This window comes from Fictibacillus sp. NPDC058756, from assembly GCF_042746035.1.
Classification (GTDB): domain Bacteria; phylum Bacillota; class Bacilli; order Bacillales; family Fictibacillaceae; genus Fictibacillus.
The window spans coordinates 2,019,300-2,044,635 of record NZ_JBHYPU010000001.1 but is presented as its reverse complement, the minus strand read 5'-3'; the positions used below and the strand labels follow the sequence as shown (position 1 = coordinate 2,044,635).

Genomic DNA, 25,336 nt, shown 5'->3' with positions numbered 1-25,336 from the left:
GAGGTAATTGAAATGGGAGAGCGTATTTTAGTTGTTGATGATGCAGCGTTTATGAGAATGATGATTAAAGATATCTTGGTTAAAAATGGTTTTGATGTAGTAGGGGAAGCTGCTGATGGAGCTCAGGCTATTGAAAAATTTCAAGATCTGAAACCTGATCTAGTTACAATGGATATCACAATGCCTGAAATGGATGGTATTACAGCATTAAAAGAAATTAAAAAATCACATCCTGATGCAAAAATCATCATGTGTTCTGCTATGGGCCAGCAAGCAATGGTTATTGATGCGATTCAGGCTGGAGCGAAAGATTTCATCGTTAAGCCTTTTGCAGCAGACCGTGTAATCGAAGCTATAAAGAAAACCTTGGGATAAGCAGCATACCGATGTCGAAATGGATTATATGTTTGTTTGCAGCAGTTTGCCTTTCGTTTGTACCTCATAGCGTACAAGCGGAAGGCAGCAGTCAAGGGAAAACCGTATGGGATACAGTAAATGATTCTAAGAAAAACGATAAAAATAGTGAAAACAATAGTCCAGAAATTAATGAGCCGACTGAGAATGAAAGTACATTTTTCATGCTCGTTAAACTTATCTTCATGCTTGGGATCGTCCTTGCAATTTTGTTTTTCGTCTTACGATTTATTCAAAAGAAATCAGTCAGCTTTCAAGATGGTAAGAACCTTCAATCACTCGGGGGGATAGGGGTCGGCCAAAACCGGTCAGTCCAGCTGATTAAGACAGGGAATTCGGTGCTGGTAGTAGGAGTTGGAGATACCGTTACCCTATTAAAAGAAATAACGAATGAAGATGAAGTAAAGATGATGCTTGAACAGCGTCCTGCCCAACAAGTCAGCACAATGGCAAATCAGCTGAAATCAAAATGGTTAAATCGCCAGGAATCATCACAAAAGACAGATGAGGTTTCTAAAGATCAAACGACGAACTTTAAAAATTTGCTGGCTACGCTAACGAACGAAAGAAAAGAACAGCGTAAAGAAATACAGAAGGCGTTTGAGGAAGGTAAACATCATGAATGAATTTATTCCAGGTCTAGATTTGGATTTTATCAACAATAGCGATCCGGCAAACATGGAAACAACGATTCAGTTATTGCTGCTCTTAACGGTTCTTTCACTTGCGCCAAGTATTCTTATACTTATGACTTCTTTTACAAGAATCATTATTGTTCTTTCGTTTGTAAGAACTTCACTCGCAACACAGCAGATGCCGCCGAATCAGGTGTTAATCGGCATTGCACTTTTTCTTACATTTTTTATCATGGCACCTGTGATGCATGATGTGAATAAAGAAGCCATACAGCCTCTTGTGAAAGGTGAAATTACACAAAAGGAGGCTTTTGATAAAGGAAGTCTTCCAATAAAGAAATTTATGGCAAAACATACAAGGCAGAAGGATTTGATGCTTTTTCTGGAATATTCAGGAGCGAAGAAGCCAGAGAGTATTCAGGATATCCCTTTAACAACACTCGTACCTGCGTTTGCGATCAGTGAATTGAAAACGGCTTTTCAGATGGGCTTTATGATTTTTGTACCGTTTCTGATCATTGATATGGTCGTAGCTTCTGTATTAATGGCAATGGGGATGATGATGCTGCCGCCCGTTATGATTTCACTGCCATTCAAAATATTATTATTTGTGCTGGTGGATGGCTGGCATTTAATCGTTAAGTCATTGTTATTAAGCTATTAAAACGGGCAGGTGGAAACATGGATTCTCAATTTGTTATATCTTTAGCGGAAAAAGGTGTATACATAACACTTCTCTTATGTGGGCCTTTGCTTGCTTTAGCATTAGTCGTCGGTCTGATCGTCAGTATCTTTCAAGCAACTACACAAATACAAGAACAGACTCTTGCATTTATTCCTAAGATTGTCGCAGTTTTGGTAGGTCTCGTATTTTTCGGACCTTGGATGTTATCACAGATCCTTGCATTTACAGCGAACATTTTTCAAAATCTGCACACATATATAGGTTTATAACATGATAGATTTACTTTCTTTTCCGGCATTTTTATTAATACTAACTAGAGTATCGGCATTTTTTTTAACGATTCCTGTATTTTCGAATAAAAATTTACCGGTTATGCACAAAATCGGTTTTTCTCTATTTTTATCATGGATCATGCTGTACGCCATCAGTCCAGAGACTGTACCTATAAACGGATTCTTTCTTCTTCTTGTCATTAAAGAAGCCATGATTGGTCTAGCGATCGGTTTTATTGCAGCTATCGTCTTTTATGCACTTCAAGTAGCAGGAGGATTCATAGATTTGCAGATGGGTTTTGCAATTGCAAACGTTTTTGATCCGCAGACAGGGATTCAAACGCCTTTGATGGGGAGATACCTTTATACATTTGCCATGCTCTTTCTGCTGGCGGTAGATGGGCATCACATGCTTTTGGACGGAATCTTTTACAGCTATAACTTCCTTCCGCTGGAATCTCCAATTGCTAATTTTGGGAACGGAAGCATGACTAAATTTGTGGTCAGTGTATTTTCGGGAATGTTTCTAGTCGCATTACAGATGGCGATTCCGATTGTCGGAACGTTGTTTTTAGCGGATTTGGCTCTGGGAATCGTGGCAAGGACGGTTCCGCAGATGAACATCTTTGTTATCGGTCTTCCGGTAAAAATATTGATAGCTCTTGTATTATTTTTAGTTGTTATGCCCGCCTTTTTTGTGTCGATTCAAATGCTGATCGAACAGATGCGAGATACCATGGTCAATTTAATGGAATTGTTAGGGGCTGCTTAGTCAGATGAGATACCAAATGAAATTACAGTATTTTTCACAAGAAAAAACAGAAAAAGCGACCCCGAAAAAGCGTCAGGAAAGCCGGAAAAAAGGACAAGTAGCAAAAAGTGCCGATATTAACGCTGCAATCGTATTATTTGTATCTGTCATGTTTCTTTCATTCATGGGCGGCTGGATGGGCGAAAGATTAAAGCACCTCTTCACACATAGCCTGGACAAAAATCTTTTATTTGACGTAACTGAAACAAGTATCCCAAAGCTGTTTTGGGAATTGTCGATCGAGGTTGCAATCATTCTGGCTCCGGTAATGATAGCGGCAATGGCGGCAGGTGTCATTGGAAACTACCTGCAGGTTGGATTCTTACTTTCAACCGAAGCGATTCAGATGAAACTCGAACGCATCAACCCCTTGTCAGGTTTTAAAAGAATTTATTCGGTGCGTGCGCTTGTTGAACTGTCCAAATCATTATTGAAGATTTTGCTAATCGGCGGTGTTACCTTTTTCATCTTATGGATGGAGCGGGATGTTTACTTAAGAATGTCACTTGTAAGTATTGAAGCCTCACTTCCTGTTTTTGGCGGACTGGCCATTAAGATGGGATTTGCCGCTTCGCTCGTTTTGCTGTTTCTTGCGTTTCTCGATTATATGTATCAAAAATACGACTTTGAGAAAAACATTCGAATGTCTAAACAAGATATAAAGGATGAATACAAAAAGTCCGAAGGTGACCCGAAAATCAAAGGAAAGATCAAGGAAAAACAAAGGCAGATGGCAATGAGGCGGATGATGCAGGAAGTGCCAAAAGCAGATGTGATCATCACGAACCCTACTCATTACGCAATTTGCTTAAAATATGATGATTCTGGAATGGATGCACCTGTCGTTGTAGCAAAAGGTGTTGACTTGATCGCCCAAAGAATTAAAGAAATCGGCAAAGAACATGATGTCGTGACAGTTGAAAATAAACCTTTAGCTAGAACGCTTTATGCCAGGGTCGACATCGGGCAAGTAATACCAGAGGATCTGTTTAAAGCTGTAGCTGAAATATTAGCCTTTGTTTATCGCATCAAGAAAAAAGTGTAAGGAATGAATAGGAGAGTATACAGATGAAAGCTAGAGACGTAAGTGTATTAGCGGGTGTTATCTTGATTATCGCCATGCTGGTCATACCAATGCCGACTTTTATGTTGGACTTCTTTATCATAGTAAATATTTCTCTGGCACTTTTAATTATATTAATTGCCATGAATACAACGCAGCCTCTCCAGTTCTCTATATTCCCGTCATTACTTTTATTGGTGACACTTTTCAGGCTAGGGCTAAATGTTTCAACAACCAGAAGCATCTTATCTAAAGGAGATGCCGGAAATGTTGTACATACATTTGGGGAATTTGTAGTCGGTGGAAACATTCTCGTAGGTATTGTCGTGTTTTTCATACTTATAATCATTCAATTTATCGTTATTACAAAAGGATCTGAACGGGTTTCAGAAGTTGCAGCAAGATTTACACTTGATGCGATGCCTGGTAAACAAATGAGTATCGATGCTGATTTAAATGCCGGTATGATATCCGATCGGGAAGCGAAAGAAAGACGTGAAACGATAGAGCGCGAAGCGGATTTTTATGGAGCTATGGATGGAGCCAGCAAGTTTGTAAAAGGAGATGCAATCGCTGGTATCATCATCGTTCTGATTAACATGCTCTTTGGAATTATTATTGGAATGGTTCAAATGGGTCTAGGCTTTGGTGAGAGTGCGGAGATGTTTACACGAATGACTGTGGGTGACGGATTAGTTTCGCAAATACCTGCACTTATCATATCAACAGCTACAGGTATTATCGTTACACGTGCAGCATCAGAAGGAAATCTTGGTTTCGATATCAGCAAACAGCTGTTGGCTTATCCAATTATGCTTTTTGTAGCTGGCGGAACGATCATTATGCTTGGACTTTTCACACCGATAAATGATTTTTTTACCATTACAGTCGGAGGATTGCTAGCGGGTGGAGGTTACTTACTCTTAAAAGCAGAGCGTGAACAAAAAGAAAAAGAAGAAGTCGTGGAAGAAGATATTCAGACAGAACAGCTTAAGAGTCCAGAGTCGGTAGTTAATCTTCTGCAGATCGATCCGATTGAGTTTGAATTCGGGTACAGCTTAATACCACTCGCTGACACTTCTCAGGGCGGTGACTTGTTAGACAGAATCGTAATGATCAGAAGACAGCTGGCACTCGAACTCGGAATGATCGTTCCGGTTGTCAGGATCAGAGACAACATACAGCTTCAGCCAAATGAATACAGAATCAAAATAAAAGGCAGCCAAGTCGCAAAAGGTGAGCTTCTGCTGGATCATTATCTTGCGATGAGCCCAGGTATAGATGATGAAGAAATTACAGGAATTGAAACTGTAGAACCGGCTTTCGGCCTCCCTGCTATCTGGATTGGTGAGGAAATGAAAGAAAGGGCGGAATTCTCCGGCTATACAGTAGTTGATCCGCCATCTGTCGTGTCGACTCATCTAACCGAAATCATTAAGAAACATGCACATGAACTAATTGGACGACAGGAAACTAAACAGCTGGTAGAACATCTGAAAGAATCCTATCCGGCGATCGTGGAAGAAGTTACTCCAGATGCACTGACGATCGGGGAAATTCAAAAAGTTTTGTCCAAATTGCTTAAAGAACGCATCTCAATACGCAACCTAGCCATAATCTTTGAGACATTAGCAGATTTCGCCAAAATGACAAAGGACACAGATCTTCTAACCGAATATGTCAGACAAGGATTATCCAGACAAATTTCTAAAAGCTATGTAGCAGAAAACGAACCTTTGCATGTTATTACGCTTGGGGGATCAGTTGAGAAAAAGATTGCAGATTCTGTTCAGCAAACTGAACACGGCAATTATCTGTCACTGGACCCGCATGATTCACAATCAATATTTGACAGCATCACAAGGGAATTAGAATCAGGAAGAAGCTTTGATCAGTCGATCGTCATATTGTGTTCTCCTGCTGTAAGGATGTATGTCCGGCAGCTGATCGAACGCTACCTCCCGGATGTAGCAGTATTGTCATATAACGAGTTAGAGCCTGAACTTGAGGTCAAAAGTGTTGGGGTGGTGAATATTTAATGAAGGTTAAAAAGTATACAGCAAACAGCTTGCCAGAAGCTATGAAGCTTGTAAGAGCAGATCTTGGAAGCGGCGCAGTAATTTTAAATACGAGGGAAGTACAGGCTGGAGGATTCCTTGGATTTTTCACAAAAAAGAATATCGAGATTTTTGCAGGCTTAGATCAGGATATAGATTACCATGCTCCAAAGAAGCCTGCTGCAGCAATAAGTAACGAACCTGTTCATAAGTCAGTCCAAGGTGAAGAGCTTACTCAGGAAATACGCCAGCTAAAAAAAATGGTGCACAACCTGAGTGTACAGAATAAAGATAGTGAACCTATGCCGGAATTCGCAGAAGAATGGCGAACCTTTTTGCAGCTTCAAGAACTTGAACCGAGTATTTCCGAAGAGCTTATTGCCCAATTAAACAGCAAATATCGTTCGTTTGATAAAGATGAAGCACAAGGTTATGACTGGAATAAATGGATAACAGACTGGCTGAGTGCACGAATGAAAAGGAGTGATTTTGGAGGGTTTCATTATGAAACAAAATTCTTAAATTTGATTGGCCCTACAGGAGTTGGAAAAACAACTACAATCGCTAAAATTGGGGCAAAAGCAGTTCTGAAGGACGGTAAAAAAGTTGCTTTTATAACAACTGATACATATAGAATTGCAGCGATTGAACAGCTGAAAACGTATGCTGAAATATTAAACATTCCTTGTGAAGTGGCGTATACGGCTGATGACTTCAAAAAAGCGAAAGAAAAATTTAAAGATTATGATTTAGTACTCGTTGATTCAGCAGGAAGAAATTTTTTAAACCGGTTTTATATTGAAGAGCTTCAGCGAATCGTTCATTTTGATAAAAATATGAAAAATTATCTCGTATTGTCGCTTACTTCAAAATATAAGGACATGGAAACGATATATAGTCAGTTTAAGAGTCTTCCTGTTCATAAAGTGATTTTTACAAAGAAAGATGAAACGACAACATTTGGTGCATTATTAAACCTTTCCATTAATCATGGAGTTCCTATCGGCTATATAACAAACGGACAAAATGTGCCAGATGATATGTTTGAAGCAGACGCGGAAGAACTGATTCAGATGCTATTAAAGGAAAAGCTGAAACATGATTGATCAAGCTGAGAGTCTTAGAAAGCAATTAATGTTATCATCCGCCCAAAGCGCAAGGGTCATATCTGTTGTAAGCGGAAAAGGCGGAGTGGGCAAAACGAATATCACGGTGAATCTGGCTCTTTCGCTTATCAAAATGGGAAAAAGAGTACTCGTTATTGATCTGGACGTTGGAATGGGCAATGTGGATTTAATCTTAGGGAGAAGAGCACCTAAGCATATTATGGATCTGCTTCAAAACCAATTGTCAGTTTGGGAAATCATTGAAGAAGGCAAAGAAGGTTTGCATACGATTGCCGGCGGCAGAAATTTTGGTTCTCTTGCCCTCATAACAGATGGTATGCTGGATTATTTTCTTAAGCAGCTTGAAGAACTTGAAACATTCTACGACTTTATCTTTCTCGATATGGGAGCCGGGGCTACTGAAACGGCATTGAAGTTTATTCTGTCAAGCCATGAAATTTTAGTGATTGCGACGCCTGAAATTACATCTATTACAGATGCTTACTCGATGATGAAGTTCATTCATGCGAAAGATAGCACACTTCCATTCTATCTAGCAGTTAACCGTTGTGAAAATGAGCGTGAAGGGCGCGAAACTTCTCATAAATTAACGAATGTATGCAAGCAGTTCTTAAATAAAGATCTCATTCATTTAGGAATGATTCCGTTAGACCAAACCGTGCTGGAATCGGTAAAAAAACAAGTTCCATTTACCTTAAATAAACCGGCGTCTGAAGCATCACGTGCAATTGCTGATCTAGCCAGAACTTATACAGGAGCTGCACTGCAGCAAAAAGCATCCTATAAATCATTTATCAGCAGGTTAAAGTCATTATTTAGTGAGAGGTAGATGCTAAAGTGAAACAAATTTCGGTTCTCGTAGTAGACGATTCTGCGTTTATGAGAAAGCTGATCAAAGAATTTTTATCCGAAGATCCTAGGATAAACGTTTTGGATACAGCGAAAAATGGTCAAGAGGCCATTGATAAAATCAAAAAACTAGAGCCTGATGTTGTGACGATGGATGTGGAAATGCCTGTCTTAAATGGAATAGAAGCCGTGAAAATAATTATGAAGCAGCATCCTGTACCGATCATCATGCTTTCAAGCACAACGAAAGCGGGGGCTGAAAATACGATTCTAGCAATGGAAGCTGGTGCGATAGATTTCATTGCAAAACCTTCTGGAGCAATCTCACTGGATTTGTACAAAGTAAAGGCTGCCTTGATTGAAAAAGTCATTACATCGTCTAAAGCAAAGCTGAAACCATTAATTACAGCGCGTATACCGAATGTGAATAGAACGGAAAAGCGTATAGAAAAGAAAGAGAAAAACAATCTTTCTAAACTTGTTTTAATAGGAACTTCCACTGGCGGACCACGCGCATTGCAAGAAGTAATTTCGAGTCTTCCTGCAGATATTGATGCACCAATAATTGTTGTCCAGCATATGCCGCCTGGCTTTACGCAGTCGTTAGCTAACAGGATTGATTCACTTTCTGAAGTTAAGGTGAAAGAAGCTGAACAAAATGAATCTATTAAAAAAGGAACCGTTTATATCGCACCTGGAGGGTACCATGTACGCCTGCGGGAAAAGCTGGGACAAGCGTTTCTCACCATTGATAAAGAACCCCCAGTGGGTGGCCACAGACCAGCTGTTAACGTTCTGTTTGAAAGCGCTGCAAAACTAAAAAACTATCATAAAGTGGCAGTCATTATGACAGGCATGGGATCTGACGGCACGCTTGGTATCCTAGAGTTAAAGAATTCAGGCCAGACCACGGTAATAGCTGAAGCGGAGGAATCGTGCATCGTCTATGGAATGCCTAAAGCGGCTGTGCTGACGAAAAAAGTAGATGAAGTCGTACAACTAGGTTCAATTGCACGTGCTATTCAGAACAATTTGTAAAATGGGAGGGTTTTAAAAATGGAAATGACTCAATATCTAGACATATTTATAGAGGAAAGCAAAGAACACCTTCAAGCTATTAATCAGCAGGTGCTTTTGCTTGAAAAAACACCTGAAGAATTATCAATCGTTAATGAAATTTTCCGTTCTGCCCATACGTTAAAAGGAATGTCAGCAACGATGGGTTATGAGGACCTGGCAAACTTAACACATTGCATGGAAAATGTGCTTGATGCCATCCGAAATAAAAAGATTACTGTGACTACACAAGTACTCGATGTACTGTTCACATCACTTGATCATTTGGAAGCAATGGTAGTTGAGATTTCAGAAGGCGGCAGCGGAAAGCGTGATGTCTCGGACACTGTGCGGGACTTGGAAGCACTTGAAAAAGGTGAAATGACAAAGTCTGTAGCTCATAAAGCCGATAAGGCTGCTGAATTGTCTCAATCATTTGATCAATACGAAAAACAGATCATCTTGCAATCAAAAGAACAAGGTTTTCACGCTTACGAACTTTCTATCAGTCTTCGCAAAGACTGTATCTTGAAAGCAGCAAGAGTTTATATGGTATTTGAAGTGATAGAGCAGATCGGTGAAATTATAAAATCCATCCCATCTGTGGACATGCTTGAAGCAGAACAGTTTGAATCAGATTTCAAACTCTCGATTCTTACAAAAGAAACTGGTGAAGAAATAAAGCAGCGGATTATGAAAGTTTCCGAGGTTGACGAAGCAGTTGTTTCAGAGATTAATACGGAAAGGCTTAACGACTCAGTACATACGGAAAGCGAACATTCCGCAGAAAAAATAAATGCAGCAAATGAAACAAAAAAGGACGACTCTTCAGCTAGCAGTGCCGGCGGTACATCAGCTGGGAAAACAATAAGGGTTAATATTGAAAGACTGGATCAATTGATGAACCTTTTTGAGGAACTAGTTATCGACCGCGGACGCCTTGAAGAGATTTCTAAAATGCTTAAAAATGCAGAACTTAATGAAACAGTAGAACGAATGTCCCGTGTTTCAGGAGACTTGCAAAATATTATTCTTACAATGCGCATGGTGCCGGTTGAACAAGTATTTAATCGTTTTCCTCGCATGGTTCGCGGTCTTGCAAAAGACTTGGGCAAAAACGTGAACCTTGAGATTGTTGGTGCAGAAACCGAATTGGATCGTACTGTAATAGATGAGATCGGTGATCCTCTCGTACATTTACTGCGTAATTCTATAGACCATGGTATAGAGAAACCATCGGTCCGAAGCGCTTCAGGAAAAGATGAAACAGGAACGATCTACTTAAGAGCCTATCATAGCGGCAACCACGTTTTTATTGAGATTGAAGATGACGGAGCAGGTATTAACCGTCAAAAAGTATTAGAAAAGGCATTAGAAAATGGAATCATCACGAAAGAAATGTCTGAAAATTTGACCGATAAACAGTGTTTTGAATTATTGTTCGCTTCTGGCTTTTCAACAGCAGAAGTTATCTCTGACATCTCAGGTCGCGGAGTAGGACTGGATGTTGTAAAGAACAAGATCGAGTCATTAGGCGGTTCGATTTCTGTAGATTCAACAGCAGGATATGGAACAATCTTTTCCATTCAGCTTCCTTTAACACTATCAATCATGTCAGTCATGCTTGTTGAAGTTCAAAAAGAAAAATATGCGATTCCGCTTTCTTCTATCATTGAGACAGCAATTATTAAAAAGGAAGAGATATTGTCTGCACATAATCAAAAGGTGATGGATTTCCGCGGAAGAGTTGTACCTTTAGTAGCTATGAAAGAAATATTCGAAGTACCATCTGCCATGGAAGCAAGTGAATATGTTCCTGTAGTTGTTGTGAGAAAAGGGGACAAAATGGCAGCCCTTGTTGTTGATTCATTCATTGGACAGCAAGAGATCGTTCTTAAATCACTGGGCCAATATCTGTCATCTGTTTTCGCTATCTCTGGTGCAACCATATTAGGCGATGGACAAGTAGCATTAATTCTAGATTGCAATGCACTAATCAAATAAATAGGTGGGTGTCCAAATGTTAAACGAACAAAAAGTAATCATATTTCAATTAAAAGATGAAGAATACGCTGTACCTGTTCAAGAGGTAAAGTCCATTGAAAGAATGCAGCATATTACGAGGATTCCAAGGACAGTTCCTTTTGTCAAAGGAGTCATTAATTTAAGAGGTGTAGTAACTCCTATCATTGATCTGCGTTCACGATTTGATATAGAAGAAACGGATTACACAGACAGCACACGTATCATCATCGTATCAGTAGGAACTATTGAAGCTGGATTAATTGTAGACTCTGCAAACGATGTTATTGACCTGGAAGCAGATTCAATTGAACCTCCTCCCGAAGTTGTAGGAGGGGTGGATGCTGAATATATTCAAGGAGTTGCAAAGATAGAGAAACGTCTTCTTATCTTATTGAACCTTACTAAAGTGTTAAATCCGGAAAAGCTCACTGTGCTTCAACCTTTAGAAAGCGGAAAGTAATATGGATTTCACAAAAATCAATCATATTCATCTAGATATTCTGCGGGAGATCGGCAATATTGGAGCCGGTCATGCAGCAACTGCCTTGTCCACCATGCTGAATAAAGCGGTTGATATGAAAGTGCCATCTGTAAAAGTTATCTCATTCGAGGAAATCACGGAGATGGTCGGAGGTTCGGAAAATATTGTAGCATCTGTTTTTTTAAGGATTGTTGGAGATGCACCAGGATGTATGTTCTTTATGCTGCCAATCGCACAAGCGGAAAAGCTTCTAGGGGACTTATTAGGGGGAGAAGTTGTCCAGCTTACTGAAGGCGTACACTCAGAGATGACAATTTCTGCTCTTCAGGAAGTAGGGAATATCCTTTCAGGGTCGTACCTTACATCATTTTCGGATTTTACAGGGCTCAGTCTGCAGCCATCTGTTCCGGCAACGAGTATAGATATGGCAGGAGCAATCCTTAGTTTTGGGCTTTTAGAAATATCTGCAGTCAGCGACTTTGCAATTGTAATAGATACTGCTTTTACAGATATGAAAAGATTAGATGAAGTAAAAGGACACTTTTTCTTATTGCCTGATCCTAAGTCATTCGCAAAAATTTTTAATGCACTGGGAGTTCCGATGGATGAGTGAAATTATAAAAGTTGGGATAGCGGATATCAACCTCGTATCCCCTCCTGACACAATAAGAACAACAGGTCTTGGTTCTTGCGTAGGAGTTATTTTATATGATGAAGGCAAAAAAATAGCCGGAATGGCACATGTGATGCTGCCTGAATCTGCTTTGATCAAGTCAACTTTTACTAATATAGGAAAATTCGCGGATACCGCTGTAAACGCTCTATATGACATGCTTATAAAAAAAGGTGCTGCTGCAAAAAGCATAAAAGCGAAAATAGCGGGAGGAGCCCAAATGTTTCAATTTTCTTCTGGAAGCGAAATGATGAGAATCGGTCCAAGAAATGTTGAGAGTGTAAAGCTTCATCTTTACCATCTCGGTATTCCGCTTATTGCGAGTGATGTCGGGGGAAACAGCGGGAGAACAATTGAATTCAATCCCGAAAATTCTCAATTGACAATTAAAACAGTAAATAAAGGCACAAAAATTATCTAAGCCGAGAAATCGGTAATAAAACGAGGAGGATTACCATGACGGAGCCATCTTTAGTAGAAGAACAATCTTGCTGGGAAAAGTGGAATACTAGCCGTGATCGAGAAGCAGGTGACGAATTGCTTCGTGCCTATCTGCCTCTTGTTAACTATCATGTTCAAAGAATATCGGTTGGACTGCCAAAAAGCGTCAACAGAGATGAACTCCGGTCCCTCGGGATGCTCGGCTTGTATGATGCTTTAAAGAAATTCGAGCCAGAACGCGACTTGAAATTTGATACTTACGCTTCCTTTCGAATCCGCGGAGCAATATTAGATGGTCTTCGAAGAGAAGATTGGCTGCCACGCAGTCTTCGGGAGAAAACAAAAAAAGTAGAAGCTGCAATAGAAAAACTAGAACAAGAGAATCTTCGTTCTGTAAGTGCGAAAGAAGTTGCAGATGAGCTCGGTCTCTCAGAGAATGATGTTACAACCGTAATGTCCGAAAGTTTCATGGCTAATGTATTATCCATTGATGAAGAAAACAAGGAAACTGAGAGCAGGGAAAAAGTAAGTTATACAATAGAAGATAAAAAAGCAATAACTCCTGAAAATAGTTTGCTTCAGGAAGAACTTCACGGTGAACTTGCTCTCGTTATAAAAGAACTATCTGAAAAAGAGCAACTTGTTGTAAGTTTGTTTTACTTTGAGGAGTTAACTCTGACTGAAATTGGACAAGTGCTTGGTTTATCTACATCAAGAATTTCTCAAATTCATTCAAAAGCACTTTTTAGAATAAGGCAGGTTTTACAACGATACATGTAAGGGGTTAGAGTAATGGATCAGTGGTTCACTATAAAATTTTTAGAAAAAGATACGATAGCGATTTTAGTAAAAAAGAGCGACGTTGAAATTAATCCTGAAGAAGTAACCTATGATCGTCTAGCCGCCTGGATTAATTCAAAAGGAATTAAGCAAGGAATTCAGAGTGAAGTAATTCGTGAAATTGCAGGAAATATCGAGATCATTCACTCTCCGTTGGAAATCGCTAAAGGGATACTGCCTGTTCATGGTGAACCTGCAAAATTAATACCTGCTGCAGAGGCGCATTCATTAATAAATAATCCGGAAAATGATAAGGTTGATTTTAAGCGTCTTTTCACAATTCCGACTGTTTCATTCGGACAGCTCATTGCGCGGAAACGGAAAGCTTCTGATGGTACACCCGGGATTACTGTTTTTGGTGAAACTATTCCAGCCAAAAGAGGAAAAGACTTAAAAGTAAAAAATGGGGAGAATACCGTTTTTAATGAAGAGAATTTAGGAGTTTATGCAGCCGCGAGCGGTGAAGTAAGTTATAGATCAAACTGTGTGAATGTTTATCCCGTTTATAAAGTGGACGGAGATCTGTCATTAAAAACGGGACACATTGATTTTGTTGGAAATGTTCATGTTACAGGTGATGTACCGTCGGGCTTCAAAATTAATGCACAAGGTGATGTGAGGATAGAAGGATTAGTTGAGGCAGCAGAAATTGTAGCTGGCGGCAATATTGTTGTGGGCGGCGGGGTACTCGGTCAGGGAAAAGGATTAATACGCTGCGGTGGAAACTTCACTAGTCTGTATATTAATCAAGGGAACATAATGGCAGGTGAAAATATTGAAGCTGTCCAATCTATTTTGCACAGTTATTGTGAAGCAGGAAAAAGCATCATTTGTGTAAACGGAAAAGGGAACATAGCAGGTGGTACATGTATCGCCCAGAACATGATAACTGCTAATGAAATTGGAAATGAAACGTATTCAAAAACGTTGATATATATGAAATTGCAGGAACCGCAACTCAATCAAGTATTTATTGATGATGAAAAAATAAATGAATTGCAGACTAACCTTGAAAAGCTGCAGCAGCTAAAAGATGCTTTGATCAGACAAGCAGGAAATAGCAATAGAATAGATCAGGCAACGGTCGGTAAAATAGACAATACGATCAATCAAACTTCTGCAAAATTATCAGAACTTTATACAGAGAAAAATAATTTCGCTGCTATAAAAGATCAAAGTAACTCGTCTCATGTCATTATTAAAGGAACATTGCATCCAAATGTAGAAATCAGTATTGGAAAATATAAACGAAGAGTTCAGTCTCCATTCCAGTCAGCAAAAGTTTATATGGAAGAGAAAGAAATAATCATAAATTCCTTATAAAGAACGGGTGTAGAACATGAGCTTGAAATTAATAGAACTTCAAGTGGCAATCCCGCGAACAATGGATGCCGGAAAAACCGCGACTGATTTAGCACAAAGAGGCATGATTCACCAAGCGCAACTTTCAGAACAAGATCGTAAAAAACAATTGAATGAATCCAAAAAGGTCTCTGCAAAAGAACGAACAGAGAATAGTGTGTTGCATACGGGAGAAACAAGTAAATCAACCCAGCTGCTTGCAAAGCATCCGTTTAAAGGGCAGGAAATTGATTATTCAGGATAGGTGAAAAGCTGTGAACGGTATTATCTTTATTAGTCTTGTATTAAATGTTGTCTGTATTTATTTTATATATTCACTTTGGAAAAAAATTGATGAGAATAATAAAAATGCTGAATCAACAGATCATATTGAAGAGCTGCTGGAGCTTTTTTCACAGGAGATGAGATACGAAAATGAGCGGCTGCACAAACTAATCTCTGATTTCAGCAGCAAAAATGAGCAAGATAGACATAAAATTCACGAAAAAACAATTGAAACAGGAATTGAAACAATAAACAGTATTACATTAAATGAAGAAAATGATGAAGTACATATTGAATCTGAAACAAAACCTGATACACAAAAGGTGATAATTTTAGCAAAGCAAGGTTATAATGCAGAACAGATAGCTAAAATGCTGAATAGAGGAAAAGGTGAAATTGAGCTGCTTTTAAAATTTTATGGTTAACATGCCAAAATGACTTGCGGAAATTACGCGAAATATGTTATATTATTTCTCGGTGTTAATCACACACGTTTGCGGATTTGGACAATTTGGTGCTGCTAGAAATGCAGTTATTGTTCAAAGGTGAAACAAACGGAGGAAAAAAACCTAGGAGGTGCCATTATGGCAGTAATTTCAATGAAACAATTGTTAGAAGCTGGTGTACACTTTGGTCATCAGACTCGCCGTTGGAATCCGAAAATGTCTCGTTACATTTTCACAGAAAGAAACGGTATCTACATTATCGATCTTCAAAAAACGGTAAAGAAAGTAGAAGAATGCTACAATGTTATGCGTAACATCGCAGCAGACGGCGGAAAGATTCTTTTCGTTGGTACTAAAAAGCAAGCTCAAGATTCAGTAAAAGAAGAAGCTGAACGTTCTGACATGTACTACATCAACCAGCGCTGGTTGGGTGGAACATTAACAAACTTCGGTACGATCCGCAAGCGTATCAACCGTTTGAAGGATCTTGAAAAAATGCAGGAAGACGGAACTTTCGATGTTCTTCCTAAGAAAGAAGTAATCCTTCTTAAAAAAGAAATGGAACGTCTTGAAAAGTTCCTAGGCGGAATTAAAGAAATGAACAAGCTTCCTGATGCATTATTCGTAGTTGACCCTCGTAAAGAGCGTATTGCGATTGCTGAAGCTCGTAAATTAAACATTCCGATCATCGCTATTGTTGATACTAACTGTGACCCGGATGAAGTAGATCACGTTATCCCTGGTAACGACGATGCTATCCGTGCAGTTAAACTTCTAACTGGAAAAATGGCTGATGCTATCATCGAAGCTAACCAAGGCGGAGAAGAAGTAGCAGAAGCAGCTGAAGAAGAAACAACTGCTTAATTAACTAAATGGAATGCTCAAGGGTGGTAGAGGGGATGACCCTTTATCACCTTTTTAAATGTAAAAGCTCGTTGCTTACGGTCATTATTCTCTTCATTGAGTTGATTGGAGTGCAAGGTGCGAGACTCCAGCGTGCCAGCCACATGAATATGCTTCATGCAAGGCATGCGACGAGGAACATGCTTCGTAGGGGTAAGCTTGCAGACGCAGGAGCACAAATGCTTCTGTAAAGTGAAACTCCTAATGGTGCAAAGCGCCAAGGATGCTCACCGCACGCCCAGCGGAAAGCGAGTATCCTGGAACGAAAATCAACTACTTTCAAAAGCAACTTGTTAAAACAGCCTAATGTAAAAAAAGCACTACATATCACACAAGGAGGCAAAACACATGGCTATTACAGCTCAAATGGTTAAAGAATTGCGTGAAAAAACTGGCGCAGGTATGATGGATTGTAAAAAAGCATTAACTGAAACAGACGGAAACATGGAGGCAGCGGTTGACTACCTTCGTGAAAAAGGAATCGCTAAAGCAGCTAAAAAAGCTGACCGTATTGCAGCAGAAGGTTTAACTTCAGTTATCGTTGACGGTGACAAAGCGGTTATTCTAGAAGTAAACTCTGAAACTGATTTCGTTGCTAAAAACGAAAACTTCAAGAACCTTATCTCTGAATTAGGCAACCACTTATTAGCTTCAGAGCCTGCTTCTGTTGAGGATGCATTAGCTTCTGATTACAACGGCACTACAGTTAATGACTACATTAACAGTGCAATCGCTAAAATTGGTGAGAAGATCACTCTTCGCCGTTTTGAAATCTTGAAAAAAGGTGAAAACGCAGCATTTGGTGCATACTTGCACATGGGCGGAAGAATCGGTGTTCTTTCTGTAGTTGAAGGAACAACTGATGAAGAAGTTGCTAAGGATGTAGCGATGCACGTAGCAGCTGTAAATCCTAAGTATATCTCTCGTGACGAAGTTAGCGAAGAAGAAGTTGCTCGCGAGCGCAAAGTGTTGAGTGAGCAAGCTCTTAATGAAGGCAAGCCTGAAAACATCGTTGCTAAGATGGTTGAAGGACGTCTTGGAAAATATTTCGAAGATATTTGCTTAAATGACCAGTCTTTCATTAAAGATCCAGACCAAAAAGTAGGTAAATATGTAGCTTCCAAAGGTGCTACTGTTAAAGCCTTCGTTCGTTTTGAAGTTGGAGAAGGTCTTGAAAAGCGTGAAGACAACTTCGCTGAAGAAGTAATGTCTCAAGTGAAAAAGTAAGCACAATTATTAAAAAGAGGGGAGCACGTTGTGTTCCTCTTTTTTTACAGAAATAACCTTGGATCGTTAAGGTTTTATCTATTCTAAAAAGATGGCTGCTATTAATTGTCACTTTTAAAGACTTCATTGATTTGTTGATTGTAGTGTAAGGTGCGAGACTCCTGCGGGACGAGCGGTCAGGTGAGACACATTTAGGCGCAAAGCGGCAAGTGGCTCACCGTACGCCCCGCGGAAAGCGAGCACCTGAAACGGAAATCAACCACTCCTATGTGCGACAGAGAATACGGTAACAGCCATTAGAAATACCAAGTAAATACATTTTTTTTAGGTGATGGAGGGACAAATGACTACTTCAAAATATAAACGAGTTGTCTTGAAACTTAGCGGAGAAGCGCTAGCTGGTGAACAAACATCTGGAATCGATCCGAAAATTGTTCAATCCATAGCTGAGCAAGTGAAAGAAATTGTAGAATTAGATGTAGAAGTTGCTGTAGTTGTAGGTGGTGGAAACCTATGGCGCGGTAAGACAGGCAGCGAAATGGGTATGGATCGTGCGTCTGCAGATTACATGGGCATGCTTGCTACTGTGATGAATTCATTGGCTCTTCAAGACAGTCTTGAAAATATCGGGGTTCAAACAAGAGTACAAACATCTATTGAAATGCGACAGGTTGCAGAACCTTATATCAGAAGAAAAGCCATTCGTCACCTTGAAAAAAAGCGAGTAGTTATTTTTGCTGCAGGAACGGGTAATCCATATTTCTCTACAGATACTACAGCAGCACTTAGAGCGGCTGAGATCGAAGCGGAAGTTATTTTGATGGCTAAAAATAATGTTGATGGTGTTTATTCAGCTGATCCAAAACTGGATGAAAATGCGGTTAAATATACAACGTTATCATATCTTGACCTGTTAAAAGACGGATTAGCCGTAATGGACACAACAGCTTCTTCTTTATGTATGGACAATGATATTCCTTTAGTTGTCTTCTCAATCATGGAAGAAGGAAATATTAAGCGTGCTGTCGAAGGTGAAAAAATTGGAACGGTTATAAGGGGGAAAAACTAAATGGCTAAAGAAGTTTTAACTCAAGCTGAAGAAAAGATGCAAAAAGCAATCGGAGCATTAAGACGTGAATACTCTACTCTTCGTGCAGGAAGAGCAAATCCTTCATTATTAGACAGAGTGCAGGTTGATTATTATGGAACACCAACTCCAATCAATCAATTAGCGGGTGTAACTACTCCAGAAGCAAGACTTTTAGTTATCCAGCCTTATGATAAAACGGCTATGGGTGATATCGAAAAGGCGATTTTAAAGTCTGATCTTGGTCTTACTCCTTCAAACGACGGTCAAGTGATTCGTATTGCTATTCCAGCGCTTACAGAAGAAAGAAGAAAAGAATTAGTAAAATTAGTTAAGAAGTTTGCAGAAGAAGCAAAAGTAGCACTTCGCAATATTCGCCGTGATGCGAACGATGATTTGAAGAAGCTCGAAAAAGAAGCAGAGATAACTGAAGATGAACTTCGCCGTTACAACGATGACGTTCAAAAGCTTACTGACAAGTATACGGCTGAAGTAGACTCTGTAAGTTCAAATAAAGAAAAAGAAATCATGGAAGTATAAAGCTTTTCCATGTACAATTAAATAAAAAAAGCCCTCTATAAAGGGGGCTTTTTTATTAGACAATATCAACGCTGCCGCAGGAAAAAAGGATTTCTGGCTAATTGTTGATTTCAGCATTAAAGAGATCCTGACCGGCTGAATATAGCCGCTGGTTTCTTTATGAAGTCTGGAAAGATGGAGGCTTATACATGCTTGACAAGCTTTTCTTTAGAAAAAAAAGTCATGAACAGAAATGGGATCTTGACGATAATATTCCATCACATGTAGCAATAATTATGGATGGAAATGGCCGCTGGGCTAGAAAAAGAGCATTGCCGCGAATCGCAGGTCATCATGAAGGCATGAAAACCGTAAGGAAAATCGTAAAAGAAGCGAATAGAATCGGAATTAAAGTTCTTACACTATATGCTTTTTCAACTGAGAACTGGAAAAGACCCCGTGAGGAAGTTGATTTCCTTATGAAGCTTCCTGGAGAATTTCTGAACACGTTTTTGCCAGATTTGATTAAAGAGAATGTACAAGTGAGAATAATGGGTAAAAAAGAATTGCTGCCAATACATACTGTAAAGGCAGTAGATCAAGCAATCAGCCAAACCGAAAATAACACAGGGCTGATTTTGAACTTTGCTTTAAATTATGGAAGCAGAGATGAAATCACCGCTGCCGTCAAAGCGATTGGGACGGAAATTAAAAATGGAACGCTTGATCCCTCTCATATTAATGAATCTACTATTGAAAATTATCTAATGACACAAGGACTTAGTGACCCGGATCTTCTAATCCGTACGAGCGGTGAAGTACGCTTGAGCAATTTTATGCTTTGGCAGCTGGCTTATTCAGAATTCTGGTTTACTGAAGTTTATTGGCCGGATTTTTCAGAGGATCATTTACGAGAAGCTGTGTCACAGTTTGCCCAGCGAGGCAGAAGATTTGGCGGGGTTTGATTAAGGAGGACTTATGAAACAACGGATAATTACAGGTGTAATCGCAGCCGTTTTATTTATTGGGATTACCCTTTACGGCAGCTGGCCATTTTCATTATTAATCCTTTTGCTTGCAGGAATCGGCATGTACGAACTGCTGCGGATGAAGAGAATGGAACGAACATTTATCGGGTTGATCGGCTACTTATTGGCTATCGTAATTGCTTTGCCCGAACAATGGATGAAAGCGATTGACCCCTTTACTAAAACAGATGCAATTATACTTGCAGTGCTATTACTATTAGTTGTAACGGTCATCCATAAAAATAAAACGGAATATAATGATATTTCATTCGTTTTGTTTAGTTCCCTTTATGTAGGGTTTGGTTTTTTCTATTTAGTTGAAACTAGAATATTAGAGAATGGTGTCCAGCTGTTATTCTTTGTTTTATTTATGATTTGGGCAACGGATTCTGGTGCTTATTTCGTAGGGAAATCTATGGGGAAACGAAAGCTGTGGCCGATTATCTCACCAAACAAAACGATAGAAGGGGCAGTTGGCGGCATATTCTTCAGTATTTTAGTAGCAGTAATCTACTATGCTGCAAGTTTTGTTGATTTGTCACTTTTACCGATACTTATTATTTCTGTGTTAGTCGGAGTCTTTGGTCAGATTGGAGACTTGGCTGAATCTGCGTTTAAAAGAATTTATGATGTGAAAGATTCAGGCAGCCTTTTGCCAGGTCATGGGGGAATCTTGGACAGACTGGACAGTGTATTGTTTGTATTCCCTTTGCTGCACGTACTCCACTTGTTAGGATAATACTAAGGGGGATCATATGAAGTTTGTAAGTTTATTAGGTGCAACAGGATCAATCGGTAAACAGACTCTTGATGTTATTGCATCGCATCCAGAACAATTTCGATTAAGTTCGATGTCAGTCGGGAAAAATATTGAGGCGGCTGAAGAGATCATCCGGAAATTCAAACCTGAAATCTGTGCCGTACAGAACGAATCTGATGCACAGGCACTAAAGGAGCGAGTAGAAAACTCTACAAAGATTGTTTCTGGGATGGAAGGACTTATAGAAGCTGCCGTTTCTACTGAATCATCCGTAGTCGTTAACTCTGTTATAGGAAGTGTCGGATTACTGCCCACATTAAAAGCAATTGAGGCTAATAAGACGATAGCTTTAGCGAATAAGGAGACGCTCGTTACTGCTGGGCATCTTGTAATGGAAAAAGCTAAGAAGCACAATGTTGCCATTTTGCCTGTTGACTCAGAACATTCAGCTATTTACCAATGTCTGAACGGTGAAGATATAAATCGCGTGGAGAAATTGATTCTAACGGCATCTGGCGGGAGTTTTAGAGATAAAACGCGTGATGAGCTGAAAAACGTTACCGTTAAAGAAGCTTTGAATCATCCAAACTGGTCAATGGGAGCTAAAATTACCATTGATTCAGCGACAATGATGAACAAAGGGCTAGAAGTAATTGAAGCTCATTGGCTATTTTCATTTGATTATTCGAAAATAGACGTCATTTTACATAAGGAGAGCATCATACACTCTATGGTAGAGTTTGTTGATACAAGCGTAATTGCCCATCTTGGACAACCTGATATGCGTGTACCGATACAGTATGCCCTCACACACCCTGAAAGACTTGAATTAGTAAATGGGAAAAGGTTAAACTTATGGGAAGCCGGCAAACTCCATTTTCAGAAGATGGATTATGACCGTTTTAGATGTTTGAAATTAGCATTTGAAGCAGGAAACATGGGCGGCTTAATGCCAACTGTATTAAATGCTGCAAATGAAAAAGCAGTAGAATTATTTTTAGATGGAAAAATATCATTCCTCGAAATTGAGGAAATGATTGAACGTGCTATGATGCAGGCTGAAAATATGAACCAGCCTGAATTGGATGCTATACAAGAAACGGATAAAAGGACTCGGTATTTTGTGGAGTCACTACTAAACAAAGGCAGGTAATGGAAATGAACACTGTGATAGCCATTATCATCATTTTAGGGGCTTTAATATTCTTTCATGAACTAGGACATCTTTTGCTGGCAAAAAGAGCTGGTATTTTGTGCCGGGAATTTGCAATAGGATTTGGCCCGAAAGTGTTTGCCTTTAAAAAAGGGGAAACAGTCTATACGATTCGTCTATTGCCTCTTGGAGGATTTGTACGAATGGCTGGTGAAGACCCTGAAGGCATCGAATTGAAGGCAGGTCACAGAGTTGGTTTGATATTTAACGATGCAAATGAAGTAGAAAAGATAATTGTTAATCACCGTGAAAAATATCCTGTACAAAAAACGATTACAATTGAAAAAGCAGATCTAGAGCGTGAATTATACTTAACTGGATTTGAGAACGAAGAGTCCGGACCTGCTACTTATAAGGTTAAAGAAGATGCTCTATTTGTAGCAGATCATCAAGAAATGCAGATTGCTCCTTATAACCGTCAATTTGGATCTAAGACAATTATGCAAAGAACGCTTGCGATCTTTGCGGGTCCTGCGATGAACTTCTTGCTTGCATTCATTATTCTTGTTGCATTTTCTCTAATGCAGGGTATTCCTACGAATGAATCAAGACTTGGAACACTTCAGGAGGGCGCTGCTGCAGATAAAGCAGGTTTAGTTGAGGGAGACAAAATTGTAGCCATCCAAGGTGAAAAAATGGATGACTGGAAAGAATTAGTTTCAGTTATTCAGCAAAATCCTGGAGAAAAATTGCTGTTCACGATTAATCGTGGAGGGGAAGAAAAAGTTGTTCCGGTAACTTTAGGTTCTAGAAAGGGACCTGAAAACAAGAATGAAGGATTTATTGGGGCACACCCATTTACTGAATCTTCATTTGTGGGATCACTTGAATATGGTGCTAAACAAACATGGTTTATGACTACGGCGATCTTTACAGGAATCGGACAGCTTGTTACCGGTCAGCATGGTATTGATCAGCTTTCTGGACCGCTTGGTATTTATGAGTATACGGATCAAGCAGCAAAAGCCGGAGTGTATATGCTGCTGCAATGGGCTGCTATATTAAGTATCAACTTGGGTATTTTTAACCTTCTGCCTTTGCCTGCATTGGACGGAGGAAGACTTCTGTTCTTAGGTGTTGAAGCACTTAGAGGAAAGCCGATCGATCCTCAAAAAGAAGGATTGGTCCACTTTATCGGATTTGCTTTCTTAATGCTGTTGATGCTTGTAGTAACATGGAATGATATACAAAAAATATTTCTTAGTTAATTTGGGATTTTTTGAGGAGTAGAGAAAATGAGACAAAGCCAGTTGTTTATGCCGACACTAAGAGAAGTGCCAGCAGATGCAGATGTAAAGAGTCATCAGCTGCTTTTGAGAGCAGGGTTTATCAGACAAAATGCAGCAGGAATCTATTCATTCTTGCCTTTGGGGAAAAAAGTACTTCATAAAGTAGAAAACATTGTACGTGAGGAAATGAACCGTGCGGGTTCTCAGGAAATGATGATGCCGGCGCTTCAGCTAGCAGAGCTATGGCAGGAAAGCGGCAGATGGTACAGCTACGGACCAGAACTGATGAGATTAAAAGATCGCCACGATCGGGATTTTGCTCTTGGAGCTACTCATGAAGAAGTAATAACAAGCATCATTCGTGACGAAGTTAAATCATATAAAAAGCTTCCATTGAATCTTTATCAGATTCAAACTAAATTCAGAGACGAAAAACGTCCTCGTTTTGGACTGCTGCGCGGCCGTGAGTTTATCATGAAAGATGCTTATTCTTTCCATGATAAACAAGAGAGTCTGGATGAAACTTATGAAACAATGAAAAACGCTTATTCTGCTATCTTCAGCCGCTGCGGCTTAAACTTCCGTGCCGTTTTGGCGGACTCAGGTGCCATCGGCGGCAAAGATAATCATGAGTTCATGGTTTTATCTGAAATTGGTGAAGATTTAATTGCCTATTCTACTGAATCAGATTTTGCTGCCAACATTGAAATGGCTCCTGTAGTAATAAAGGAAGAAGCTTCATCTGAAAGTCCGTTAGAACTTGAAAAAGTAGAAACACAGACTGCCAAGAATATAGAAGATGTTTCAGCATTCTTAAATGTCCCTGCTTCAAAAATCATTAAATCCCTGCTCTATATGGCAGACGGAGAGCCTGTACTTGTATTGGTACGCGGTGATCATGAAGTAAATGAGATTAAATTGAAAAATGAATTATCAGCTTCTGATGTAGTTATGGCAAGTGAAGCAGACGCGGTCAAGTGGCTTAATACTAAACCAGGTTCAATCGGTCCAGTATTAGTTTCAGACGTGAAAGTAATTGCCGATCAAGCTGTACCTCGGATGGCTAATGCTGTATGCGGTGCTAATGAAGAAGGCTATCATTTTGTGAATGCCAATGCAGAAAGAGACTTTAAGATCGATCAAACAGCAGACCTTCGTTTTGTAGTTGAAGGAGACCTTTCTCCAGATGGAAAAGGTACGATTGTTTTTGCAAAAGGTATTGAAGTAGGTCATGTATTCAAACTCGGAAAAGTTTATAGTGAACCTATGAAGGCATCATACTTAGATGAAAATGGAAAAAATCAGATTATGTCAATGGGCTGCTATGGTATCGGAGTATCCAGAACGTTAGCAGCAGTGGCGGAAGAAAACAACGATGAAAATGGCTTGATTTGGCCGTTATCTTTAACACCATTCGATGTTCACTTAATTGCAGTTAACAGCAAAAATGCTGAACAGTCTGCCCTTTCGGACGAATTATATGAACAGCTTAAAAGTGAAGGGTACGATTGTTTATATGATGATCGTCCTGAACGTGCCGGTGTTAAATTTGCCGACAGTGATTTAATTGGTTTACCTGTTCGTGTTATGGTAGGCAAGAAGGCCGGCGAGGGTATCGTTGAAGTGAAAATCCGCAAGAGCGGTGAATCCTATGAAGTCCCAGTTTCAGAACTAAAGAGTGTCTTAAAACGTGAATGGGATAAACTTGTTTGATAAAAACTAGGTGCCTCTTTTTATGGGGTACCTTTCCTATTTACACCAAATATACTCTCTTAAAGAATGTTGCTTTTGAATAGGTTTTGAAAACCCTTCATTGACGAGTTGATTGGAGCGGAAGGTGCGAGACTCCTGCGGGATCAGTGGGACAGG

General features: G+C 39.6%; 27 protein-coding genes. All 27 read left to right on the top strand.

Annotated elements, in window-relative coordinates:
• The first annotated feature begins 12 nt into the window (after nucleotides 1–12).
• The 27 genes from ACFW35_RS10230 (at nucleotide 13) to ACFW35_RS10100 (ending at nucleotide 25,180) form a co-directional block, all read left to right on the top strand.
• On the top strand, nucleotides 13–375 hold the full coding sequence (locus ACFW35_RS10230) for a response regulator (RefSeq protein WP_077361278.1): 363 nt from the start codon (nucleotides 13–15) through the stop codon (nucleotides 373–375).
• Nucleotides 376–386: 11 nt separating this feature from the next.
• On the top strand, nucleotides 387–1,040 hold the full coding sequence (locus ACFW35_RS10225; protein ID WP_379845520.1) for a flagellar biosynthetic protein FliO: 654 nt from the start codon (nucleotides 387–389) through the stop codon (nucleotides 1,038–1,040).
• A complete protein-coding gene (gene fliP / locus ACFW35_RS10220; RefSeq protein ID WP_379845519.1) occupies nucleotides 1,033–1,713 on the top strand; it encodes a flagellar type III secretion system pore protein FliP in 681 nt (226 codons plus the stop codon). The genes ACFW35_RS10225 and fliP overlap by 8 nt, the downstream gene beginning before the upstream one ends.
• 17 nt (nucleotides 1,714–1,730) lie before the next feature.
• Nucleotides 1,731–2,003 carry a flagellar biosynthesis protein FliQ gene (gene fliQ, locus ACFW35_RS10215; RefSeq protein WP_066289449.1) on the top strand — a complete coding sequence of 91 codons (273 nt, stop codon included), beginning with the start codon at nucleotides 1,731–1,733 and terminating at the stop codon, nucleotides 2,001–2,003.
• Between the two features lies 1 nt (nucleotide 2,004).
• Complete coding sequence (fliR, locus tag ACFW35_RS10210; protein ID WP_379845518.1) at nucleotides 2,005–2,778, top strand: flagellar biosynthetic protein FliR; 774 nt, start codon at nucleotides 2,005–2,007, stop codon at nucleotides 2,776–2,778.
• 4 nt (nucleotides 2,779–2,782) lie between these two features.
• On the top strand, nucleotides 2,783–3,862 hold the full coding sequence (gene flhB, locus ACFW35_RS10205) for a flagellar biosynthesis protein FlhB (protein WP_379845516.1): 1,080 nt from the start codon (nucleotides 2,783–2,785) through the stop codon (nucleotides 3,860–3,862).
• A gap of 23 nt (nucleotides 3,863–3,885) precedes the next feature.
• Entirely contained in the window at nucleotides 3,886–5,919 is a 2,034-nt protein-coding gene (gene flhA / locus ACFW35_RS10200; protein ID WP_379833829.1) for a flagellar biosynthesis protein FlhA, read from the top strand.
• Nucleotides 5,919–7,043 carry a flagellar biosynthesis protein FlhF gene (gene flhF, locus ACFW35_RS10195; protein ID WP_379845515.1) on the top strand — a complete coding sequence of 375 codons (1,125 nt, stop codon included), beginning with the start codon at nucleotides 5,919–5,921 and terminating at the stop codon, nucleotides 7,041–7,043. The genes flhA and flhF overlap by 1 nt, the downstream gene beginning before the upstream one ends.
• Nucleotides 7,036–7,893 carry a MinD/ParA family protein gene (locus ACFW35_RS10190; protein ID WP_379845513.1) on the top strand — a complete coding sequence of 286 codons (858 nt, stop codon included), beginning with the start codon at nucleotides 7,036–7,038 and terminating at the stop codon, nucleotides 7,891–7,893. The genes flhF and ACFW35_RS10190 overlap by 8 nt, the downstream gene beginning before the upstream one ends.
• An 8-nt stretch (nucleotides 7,894–7,901) precedes the next feature.
• Nucleotides 7,902–8,951, top strand: coding sequence for a protein-glutamate methylesterase/protein-glutamine glutaminase (locus ACFW35_RS10185; RefSeq protein ID WP_379845511.1), 1,050 nt, complete (start codon nucleotides 7,902–7,904; stop codon nucleotides 8,949–8,951).
• An 18-nt stretch (nucleotides 8,952–8,969) separates the two neighbouring features.
• The gene (locus ACFW35_RS10180) at nucleotides 8,970–10,973 is read left to right on the top strand and encodes a chemotaxis protein CheW (RefSeq protein WP_379845510.1); all 2,004 of its coding nucleotides are present in this window, start codon (nucleotides 8,970–8,972) and stop codon (nucleotides 10,971–10,973) included.
• A gap of 16 nt (nucleotides 10,974–10,989) precedes the next feature.
• Nucleotides 10,990–11,454, top strand: coding sequence for a chemotaxis protein CheW (locus ACFW35_RS10175; RefSeq protein ID WP_379845508.1), 465 nt, complete (start codon nucleotides 10,990–10,992; stop codon nucleotides 11,452–11,454).
• A gap of 1 nt (nucleotide 11,455) precedes the next feature.
• Complete coding sequence (locus ACFW35_RS10170) at nucleotides 11,456–12,088, top strand: chemotaxis protein CheC (RefSeq protein WP_379845507.1); 633 nt, start codon at nucleotides 11,456–11,458, stop codon at nucleotides 12,086–12,088.
• Complete coding sequence (locus ACFW35_RS10165) at nucleotides 12,081–12,569, top strand: chemotaxis protein CheD (RefSeq protein ID WP_379845505.1); 489 nt, start codon at nucleotides 12,081–12,083, stop codon at nucleotides 12,567–12,569. The genes ACFW35_RS10170 and ACFW35_RS10165 overlap by 8 nt, the downstream gene beginning before the upstream one ends.
• Nucleotides 12,570–12,604: 35 nt before the next feature.
• Complete coding sequence (locus tag ACFW35_RS10160) at nucleotides 12,605–13,369, top strand: FliA/WhiG family RNA polymerase sigma factor (protein WP_379845503.1); 765 nt, start codon at nucleotides 12,605–12,607, stop codon at nucleotides 13,367–13,369.
• Between the two features lie 12 nt (nucleotides 13,370–13,381).
• The gene (locus ACFW35_RS10155; protein WP_379845501.1) at nucleotides 13,382–14,752 is read left to right on the top strand and encodes a DUF342 domain-containing protein; all 1,371 of its coding nucleotides are present in this window, start codon (nucleotides 13,382–13,384) and stop codon (nucleotides 14,750–14,752) included.
• A gap of 16 nt (nucleotides 14,753–14,768) precedes the next feature.
• Complete coding sequence (locus tag ACFW35_RS10150; RefSeq protein WP_379845500.1) at nucleotides 14,769–15,035, top strand: hypothetical protein; 267 nt, start codon at nucleotides 14,769–14,771, stop codon at nucleotides 15,033–15,035.
• Nucleotides 15,036–15,045: 10 nt separating this feature from the next.
• A complete protein-coding gene (locus ACFW35_RS10145; protein WP_379845498.1) occupies nucleotides 15,046–15,480 on the top strand; it encodes a DUF6115 domain-containing protein in 435 nt (144 codons plus the stop codon).
• A 159-nt stretch (nucleotides 15,481–15,639) separates the two neighbouring features.
• Nucleotides 15,640–16,365 carry a 30S ribosomal protein S2 gene (gene rpsB, locus ACFW35_RS10140; RefSeq protein WP_379833846.1) on the top strand — a complete coding sequence of 242 codons (726 nt, stop codon included), beginning with the start codon at nucleotides 15,640–15,642 and terminating at the stop codon, nucleotides 16,363–16,365.
• A 387-nt stretch (nucleotides 16,366–16,752) separates the two neighbouring features.
• Nucleotides 16,753–17,631 (top strand): translation elongation factor Ts, encoded by an 879-nt coding sequence (gene tsf, locus ACFW35_RS10135; RefSeq protein ID WP_379833847.1) that lies wholly within the window; start codon nucleotides 16,753–16,755, stop codon nucleotides 17,629–17,631.
• 343 nt (nucleotides 17,632–17,974) lie between these two features.
• Nucleotides 17,975–18,700, top strand: coding sequence for a UMP kinase (gene pyrH / locus ACFW35_RS10130; RefSeq protein WP_379833849.1), 726 nt, complete (start codon nucleotides 17,975–17,977; stop codon nucleotides 18,698–18,700).
• On the top strand, nucleotides 18,701–19,258 hold the full coding sequence (gene frr / locus ACFW35_RS10125; RefSeq protein WP_077361240.1) for a ribosome recycling factor: 558 nt from the start codon (nucleotides 18,701–18,703) through the stop codon (nucleotides 19,256–19,258).
• A gap of 188 nt (nucleotides 19,259–19,446) precedes the next feature.
• The gene (locus tag ACFW35_RS10120; RefSeq protein WP_379845497.1) at nucleotides 19,447–20,202 is read left to right on the top strand and encodes an isoprenyl transferase; all 756 of its coding nucleotides are present in this window, start codon (nucleotides 19,447–19,449) and stop codon (nucleotides 20,200–20,202) included.
• Nucleotides 20,203–20,215: 13 nt separating this feature from the next.
• On the top strand, nucleotides 20,216–21,004 hold the full coding sequence (locus ACFW35_RS10115; protein ID WP_379845495.1) for a phosphatidate cytidylyltransferase: 789 nt from the start codon (nucleotides 20,216–20,218) through the stop codon (nucleotides 21,002–21,004).
• A gap of 16 nt (nucleotides 21,005–21,020) precedes the next feature.
• Nucleotides 21,021–22,178: a 1-deoxy-D-xylulose-5-phosphate reductoisomerase gene (gene dxr / locus ACFW35_RS10110; RefSeq protein WP_379845494.1), complete on the top strand. Its 1,158-nt coding sequence runs from the start codon at nucleotides 21,021–21,023 to the stop codon at nucleotides 22,176–22,178.
• Between the two features lie 5 nt (nucleotides 22,179–22,183).
• Nucleotides 22,184–23,446 (top strand): RIP metalloprotease RseP, encoded by a 1,263-nt coding sequence (gene rseP / locus ACFW35_RS10105; RefSeq protein WP_379845492.1) that lies wholly within the window; start codon nucleotides 22,184–22,186, stop codon nucleotides 23,444–23,446.
• A gap of 27 nt (nucleotides 23,447–23,473) precedes the next feature.
• Nucleotides 23,474–25,180, top strand: a complete 1,707-nt coding sequence (locus ACFW35_RS10100) for a proline--tRNA ligase (RefSeq protein ID WP_379845491.1) — start codon at nucleotides 23,474–23,476, stop codon at nucleotides 25,178–25,180.
• Nucleotides 25,181–25,336: the final 156 nt, after the last annotated feature.